Annotated in this window: 9 protein-coding genes; 5 read left to right on the top strand and 4 right to left on the bottom strand. The window is 60.4% G+C overall.

The window, feature by feature from the left end; translation table 11 throughout:
* Positions 1-4: 4 nt before the first annotated feature.
* Positions 5-523, bottom strand: coding sequence for a cupin domain-containing protein (locus V8J63_RS19325; protein ID WP_130889168.1), 519 nt, complete (start codon positions 521-523; stop codon positions 5-7).
* 186 nt (positions 524-709) lie between these two features.
* On the bottom strand, positions 710-1,528 hold the full coding sequence (locus V8J63_RS19330; protein ID WP_071172956.1) for a shikimate 5-dehydrogenase: 819 nt from the start codon (positions 1,526-1,528) through the stop codon (positions 710-712).
* A gap of 243 nt (positions 1,529-1,771) precedes the next feature.
* Here V8J63_RS19330 and V8J63_RS19335 point away from each other — a divergent pair, with 243 nt between their 5' ends.
* The 3 genes from V8J63_RS19335 to V8J63_RS19345 all read left to right on the top strand — a co-directional run bounded on the left by V8J63_RS19335 (position 1,772) and on the right by V8J63_RS19345 (position 2,862).
* Positions 1,772-2,152, top strand: coding sequence for a hypothetical protein (locus V8J63_RS19335; RefSeq protein ID WP_024013471.1), 381 nt, complete (start codon positions 1,772-1,774; stop codon positions 2,150-2,152).
* Between the two features lie 229 nt (positions 2,153-2,381).
* Positions 2,382-2,576 (top strand): hypothetical protein, encoded by a 195-nt coding sequence (locus tag V8J63_RS19340; protein ID WP_016770691.1) that lies wholly within the window; start codon positions 2,382-2,384, stop codon positions 2,574-2,576.
* 103 nt (positions 2,577-2,679) lie between these two features.
* On the top strand, positions 2,680-2,862 hold the full coding sequence (locus V8J63_RS19345; protein WP_016770690.1) for a hypothetical protein: 183 nt from the start codon (positions 2,680-2,682) through the stop codon (positions 2,860-2,862).
* Here V8J63_RS19345 and V8J63_RS19350 read toward each other — a convergent pair.
* Positions 2,859-3,920, bottom strand: a complete 1,062-nt coding sequence (locus tag V8J63_RS19350; RefSeq protein WP_024013473.1) for an AI-2E family transporter — start codon at positions 3,918-3,920, stop codon at positions 2,859-2,861. The two genes, V8J63_RS19345 and V8J63_RS19350, sit on opposite strands and share 4 nt — an antisense overlap.
* A 156-nt stretch (positions 3,921-4,076) precedes the next feature.
* Between V8J63_RS19350 and trhP the strand changes: the two genes are divergently transcribed.
* On the top strand, positions 4,077-5,405 hold the full coding sequence (gene trhP, locus V8J63_RS19355) for a prephenate-dependent tRNA uridine(34) hydroxylase TrhP (RefSeq protein WP_130889167.1): 1,329 nt from the start codon (positions 4,077-4,079) through the stop codon (positions 5,403-5,405).
* Positions 5,406-5,624: 219 nt separating this feature from the next.
* Here the strand turns inward: trhP and V8J63_RS19360 are convergent, their stop codons facing one another.
* Positions 5,625-6,491: a LysR family transcriptional regulator gene (locus V8J63_RS19360; protein ID WP_336464502.1), complete on the bottom strand. Its 867-nt coding sequence runs from the start codon at positions 6,489-6,491 to the stop codon at positions 5,625-5,627.
* A gap of 101 nt (positions 6,492-6,592) precedes the next feature.
* Here V8J63_RS19360 and V8J63_RS19365 point away from each other — a divergent pair.
* On the top strand, positions 6,593-7,187 hold a 595-nt coding region (locus tag V8J63_RS19365; protein ID WP_336464503.1), incomplete at its 3' end, for a DMT family transporter.

Below are 7,187 nucleotides of genomic sequence, written 5' to 3' on the forward strand. Positions count from 1 at the left end.
CGCTTCATTCCCCATCCCAATAATCCACCCCATCCACCTGCCGCGCGACAGCGACAAAACCCGAGGCATTGCCGTCGGCATCCACCGCGAAATTATCCATCACCGCATACTTGTTCGAGTCCGGATACTCGCAGATCTCCGGCTGCTGCTGAGTGCTCACCGCCAGATAACGCAGTTCGCCCGCGCTGGTATTGATGATCTGATGTGCCTTCTCGGGTCCGCCCGGTGGGCAGGCGATCACATCACCGGCGCGGATCGGAAAACGCTCGCCTCCCAACCGCACCTCGCCCTCCCCGGCCACCACGTAGAACATCTCCTCATTGACCCGATGGCTGTGGAACGGACTGCCGCGCATGCCCGCTGGCAGCGCATACAGGCGATAACCGAGTTTCTGCGCACCCAGTTGCTGACCGATCCGCGCGATACGCTGCTGATAACGCCCGGCGGTTTCGCCTTCAGGGGCCAGGGCTTCGGGAAGGGCTTCGAGTTCGACCTCGTTCAGGTTGAGGATGGGCGGATGCATGGGCGGCCTCGGTTAAGGTTTTTGTGGTGGCACGTCTGTGCGTGCTGGCGAGGATTATAGATAGTGATCCAGAACCGCAGCGCCGCCTTCGCGAGCAGGCTCGCTCCCACATTCAATCGCATTCCAGCTCAACCTGTGGGAGCGAGCCTGCTCGCGAAGAGGCCAGCCCAGCCACTAAAAGATCAATCAGCTGCGCGCAAAATCCACCGCCGCCGCAAATTGCGCCTCATTCGGCCGCACCCCGGTGTACAGGACAAATTGCTCCAGCGCCTGAATAGCAATCACCTCAAGCCCGGTGATCACGCGCTTGCCCTCGGCCCGCGCCCGCACGATCAGCGGCGTTTCCGAAGGGATCGCCACCACGTCGAATACAGTCTCAGCCGCTTTGATCACTTCAGGCTCGAACGCCAGTTGCCCCGCCTCCGGCCCGCCGTCCATGCCTACCGGGGTGACATTGATCAGCATCTGCGGGCGCTCGTCACCCAGCTCGGCCTGCCAGCGATAACCCAGCGAATCCGCCAGGGCGCGTCCGGCCCGCTCGTTACGGGCGACAATCAAACCGTTCTGGTAGCCACCATCGCGCAGGGCGCTGGCCACCGCTTTGGCCATGCCGCCGCTGCCGCGCAGGGCGAAGGTCGAATCTTTCGGCACCGCGTGGCTTTCCAGCAATTGCGCGACGGCGATGTAATCGGTGTTGTAGGCCTTGAGGTGGCCGCCAGTGTTGACGATGGTGTTGATCGACTGGATCGCCGCCGCCGACGCATCCAGCTCATCGACCAGCGCAATGCAGGCTTCCTTGAACGGCATCGACACGCCGCAGCCGCGAATGCCCAGTGCCCGGATGCCGCCGACCGCGCCGGTCAGGTCCTGGCTGCTGAACGCTTTGTAATAGAAATTCAGGCCCAGCTGTTCATACAAATGGTTGTGAAAACGCAGACCGAAATTCCCCGGCCGCCCCGATAGGGACATGCACAGTTGGGTGTCTTTGTTCGGGTTCATCTGCATGAAACTTCTCCTTCAAACGCACTTTCGGATGGACGGGATTGGCCAGCCCACCGGGTTCTGAATCATCATTGCGGCTTGTCTGTGGCGCCGCGCAGCCGGGTAAAGAAGCCGCTACAGACCTTACACAAAATTTACCCAGCGGCTGTGCTGAATTTCGCAAATTTGCTGTCTTAGCTGTATCCCCGCGACAACTGTGGGCCTGATTCAGGCCGCGGCGCCGGGTCGAAGAACCGAGGACTTATCATGATTCGTAAACTTCCCATCATGGCTTTGTTGATTGGCGCACTTGCCGTCACCGGTCAGGCTGAAGCGGGTGGTGGCCATGGCTGGCAGGGCCCTGCAGTGTTTGGCGCGATCGTCGGCTCGGCCATCATCGGCTCGGCACTGATCAACCAGGATCGGCCGGTGTATGTGCAGCAACAACCGGTTTATGTGCAGCCGCAACCGGTCTACGTGCAGCAACCGCCGCCACCGGTTTACTACCAACCGGCGCCGGTGTATGTACAACAACCGGTCTACGTGCAACCGGCCCCCGTCTATTACGGCCCGCCTCGTGGTTATTACGGTCGCCCCCACGGCTACTACGGCGGCCCGCATGGCTACTACGGCGGTCCACGCTGGTAAGCGCAACACAGAGCCCTGCTTTCGAGCGGGGCTTTTTTATGACCGTTGGTCGGGCAACGTCTGAAAAAATCGCGCCAAGGTCGCTGTGAGGACAATTCGACCAGCTAAAGTCGGCATGATGGAATCGACCGTCGGGCTTTTTTCATCAAACGGTCACCGCTTTGTCATGACGGAACCGCAATCTGAATCCGTCCGTAAACAACAGATCGATAACAACAAGGACGACTGTATGCCCACACAAAACCCGCACCGCATCGTCGGTCTGTGCACCTCGAGCAAGGTGTACAGCGCACTTACCGAGCTCAAGCATCTGGAAGGCCATCGCTGCGCCAAGCTGCTGTCCCTGCTCGCCGAAAACCTCGTGCACAAGGGCCTGCTCAATGAGCGCGAAGTCATGCACATGCTCGATCAAGTGGTCGAATGACGCCAGACCTCACTGGCATCAATGACCACTATCGAAAGCGTTGATTGTCCGTCGTGCCGGCAAATCCCTAAGGTAGCCCCATCAGTTTGATGGAGTTTTTCCCATGGCACAGGTTCAAATCATGTCGGTGATCGGCAGCGCAGTTCCCGCTTCGCTGCGTGCATCCGGTTTGCTCGCTTGCTGGTATCTGGTGCGCGATGGCGAGCCAATCAGCGGCCCGCTCACCTCCTTGCCAGCAGCGCAGGCCTTGTCGCAACAGGTCGCCAGCAACACGTTTCATGCCTAAGGCAGCTGCACCTTGGGCTTGGTCTCGACGAACAGCGCCCAGCTCGACAGGAACAACGCGGCAATCAGCGGTCCGATCACAAAGCCGTTGAGGCCGAAGACCGCGAGGCCGCCGAGGGTGGAAACCAGAATCAGGTAATCGGGCATTTTCGTATCCTTGCCCACCAGAATCGGGCGCAGCACGTTGTCGACCAGGCCGATCACGAATACCCCGAACAAGCCCAGCACCACGCCCTGCCAGATCATGCCGCTGAGCAGGAAGTACACCGCCACCGGCGCCCAGACAATCCCCGCGCCCACCGCTGGCAACAGCGACAGAAACGCCATCAGCACCGCCCAGAGCAGCGCGCTGGGAATGTCGAGAAACCAGAAAATCAACCCGCCCAGCGCGCCTTGGGTCACGGCCACCACCACGTTGCCTTTGACCGTGGCGCGCACCACGCGGTTGAACTTCAGTTGCAGGCGGCGCTTGTGGTTTTCTTCCAGCGGCACGGCAGTGCGCATCTTGCGCGCCAGCTCAGGGCCGTCACGCAGAAAGAAAAACAGCAGATACAGCATGATGAAAAAGCTCACCACGAATTCGAACGTGCCCTGGCCGAAACTGAAAGCCTGAGTCGCCAGCGCCTGGCTGCCCTGCATCGCCGCTTTGACGATCTTCTCGCGCAAGCTGTCGAGTTCGCCCATGCCGAAGCGGTCGAGCAAGTGCTGAAAGTACGGCGGCAGGCTGTGCTTGAACTGCGCCAGATACGCAGCGATGTCCAGCTCGCCGCTTTCGATGTTCTTGTAGACCGTCGCGCCTTCCTGCACCAGCAGGATGCTGACGATGATCACCGGCAGAATCGCGATCACCAGGCACAGGCTCAAGGTGCACAGCGACGTCACGTTGCGTTGCAAGCCGAACTTCTGCTGCAACCTGCGCTGTACCGGCGCAAACAGAATGCCGAGGATCACAGCCCAGAACACCGCGCCGTAAAACGGCAGCAGAATCCAGATAAAAGCCACCGTGACCAGCACCAGCAGCACTGTCAGGGATTTGAATTGCAGACTCTTTTCGTTCATATCCGGTCCATGTCAGTCAGGCGTCACGCACGCCCGCCCCACTTAGTCAGCCGCCGAGCGCGCGAGTGCCATGTTTATTCATGGAGCATAGATCCAGATCAATAAACCCTCGCAACAGCTGCCCTACCCTGCGCGGCTTTTGCGACCGACACCCAAATGCAGACTCTCATCGCCCCCGAGCTTCTCGCCCCCGCCGGCACCCTGAAAAACATGCGTTACGCCTTCGCTTATGGCGCCGATGCGGTCTACGCCGGCCAGCCGCGCTACAGCCTGCGGGTGCGCAACAACGAATTCGACCACGCCAACCTGGCGCTGGGCATCCGTGAGGCGCAGGCGCAGGGCAAGCGCTTCTACGTGGTGGTCAACATCGCCCCGCACAACGCCAAGCTGAAGACGTTTCTCAAGGATCTGGCGCCGGTGATCGAGATGGCCCCGGATGCGCTGATCATGTCCGACCCCGGCCTGATCATGCTGGTGCGCCAGCACTTTGCGCAGATGCCGATTCATCTGTCGGTGCAGGCCAACACGGTGAATTGGGCGAGCGTCGAGTTCTGGCAGCAACAGGGACTGAGCCGGATCATTCTGTCGCGCGAACTGTCGCTGGAAGAGATCGGCGAAATCCGCGAGCAGGTGCCGGGTATGGAGCTGGAAGTGTTCGTGCACGGCGCGCTATGCATGGCCTATTCCGGGCGCTGCCTGCTTTCCGGTTACATGAACAAGCGCGATGCCAATCAGGGCACCTGCACCAACGCCTGCCGCTGGAAGTACACGGCGCAAGAAGCCACACAAAACCAGCTCGGCGAGATCGTCCAGACCTTTCAACCCGAGCCCACGCTAGGCCTCGGCGCACCGACCGATCAGGTCTTTCTGTTGCAGGAAGCCAATCGTCCCGATGAATTGATGCCGGCTTTCGAAGACGAACACGGCACCTACATCATGAACGCCAAGGATCTGCGCGCGGTGCAGCATGTCGAGCGGCTGACGCGCATGGGCGTGCATTCATTGAAGATCGAAGGCCGGACCAAATCGCATTTCTACTGCGCACGCACCACTCAGGTGTATCGCCGGGCGATCGATGATGCCGTGGCCGGACGCGAGTTCGATCGCAGCCTGATGCTGGATCTCGAGTCGCTGGCCCAGCGCGGCTATACCGAAGGTTTTCTGCGCCGCCATGTGCACGACGAATATCAGAACTATCAGCACGGCAGTTCGGTGTCGGAGCGGCAGCAGTTCGTTGGCGAGCTGACCGGCGAGCGCCGGGACCGCCTGGCCGAGGTGAAAGTGAAGAATCGTTTTGCCGTGGGCGATCATCTGGAACTGATGACGCCCAAGGGCAATTTCCATTTTGATCTGCATGAATTGCAGAGTGTCAGCGGCCAAGCGATCGAAGTGGCGCTGGGGGACGGGCATACGGTGTACGTGCCGATACCGGATGCGGTGGACTTGCGCTTTGGGTTGTTGATGCGGGATTTGCCGCGGACCTGAATCCCACCCTAGCCCTCTCCCAGAGGGAGAGGGGACTGATCGGGGGATATTTCAGAGGTACGCTGACCTGAACGGGGACCGCTGAATCCGCAAACTACACAGCGCTGGTTGTGCTCGTGAATCCATAAGCGGCTCGGACTTTCAGGTCGATGTCTGGCGCAAGACACCTCGGTTGGCCCCCTCTCCCTCCGGGAGAGGGCTGGGGTGAGGGCCGCTTTTCTATTGGGCAAACTCCTCCCGCAACATCGCCACAAATGCATCTCGCGCCGGGTGCACGCCGGCGTTTTCATGCCAGTAAAACAAATTCTCGATCGCCATCAGTTCAGCGAACTCGTAACCCTCGCAGCCCGCGCCTTTGGCGTACTGCTCGAACACGCCCCTGGGCACCAGCGCCACCCCCGCGCCGGCGCTGACGCAGCCGACAATCGCTCCGTAACTGGCCAGACTGACAATCGGCAGCGCCTGCCCTCGGCGCAGTAACCAATGCTCAAGTGCCGCGCGGTATGGGCAACCCGGTGGCCACATGAACAGGGTTTTGTCTTGCAGATCCGCGATGTCACGCACCGGGCCGAATGAAGTCGAGGCGATCAGTAACAATTCCTCTCGATACATCGGCGTGCGTTTGAGCTGAGCACGTTCGACATCTACCGCCACGATCGCACCATCCAGGCGATGGTTGACGGTGTCGTCGAGCAACTGGCTCCAGGTGCCGGTGGTAAGTTCCGGTGCCACTTGCGGGTAGCGCTTGTGGAATTTCGCCAGCAGGCGCGGCAAGCGCCCGGTCGCCGAAGACTCGATGGCGCCGATGCGCAGCGGTCCGGACGGCTCGGCGGCCGGGTCGAGCGCGCGTTTGGCTTCGACGGTCAGCGCCAGAATCTTTTGCGCATAAACCAGAAAGGTCTGCCCCGCCGGGCTGATGCGCAGTCCGCGCCCCTCGCGCAAGAACAGCGCCACGCCCAACTCGGCCTCCAGCGCTTTGATCCGCGCAGTGATGTTCGACGGCACGCAGAACAGCTTTTCGGCGGCCCGGGCAATGCTGCCGACATCGGCAACAGTCTTGAACATGCGGATTTGCGCCAGCTCCATAATCATCACTCTGAGTGAACAGTCAGCGCAGTATAAGTCAGTTGTGGCGAATTATCGGGCGCCCGGATACTCGGCGCATCCACTGCCCTGGTGCCTCGATCATGACTTCCACTTCTACCTGCAAAATCATCCTGGCCATGGCGTTTGTCATCGGCTGCTGGGGCTATTCGCCCACTGGCATTCACATCGGCTTGCAAGGGTATGAGCCCGGACATCTGGCCTTGCTGCGTTTTCTGCTGGCGTCGCTGTTGATGGCGCTGATCGCAATTTTCAAAGGCATTCGCCTGCCGCAGTGGCGCGATGTGCCGTTACTGTTTGCCTTGGGCTTCTTTGCCGTCAGCCTGCATCACGTCGCGTTGAACATCGGCCAGCAAGGCATCAGTGCCGGGGCTTCCAGCGTGCTGGCGCAATCGAGCCCGTTATTCAGCACGCTGCTGGCGCGGTTTGTGTTCAAGGACCGCGTCAGCATCTGGCGTTGGGGTTGTGTGCTGCTTGGATTTGTCGGCGTGGTGATCGTGGTCAGTGGCGACAAGGGCCTGGGCGCTATCAATGCCCATGGCTTGTTGATCTTGTTGGCGGCGCTTTCCTGGAGCCTCTATTTCGCCCTGCAAAAACATCATGCGCGGCGCTACGACGGTTTCAGTCTGGGCTGCTACGCGGTGTGGTCGGGGACGTTGCTGTTGCTGATTTATCTGC

The sequence above is a fragment of the Pseudomonas sp. CCNWLW23 genome, from assembly GCF_037095675.1.
GTDB lineage: Bacteria > Pseudomonadota > Gammaproteobacteria > Pseudomonadales > Pseudomonadaceae > Aquipseudomonas > Aquipseudomonas atacamensis.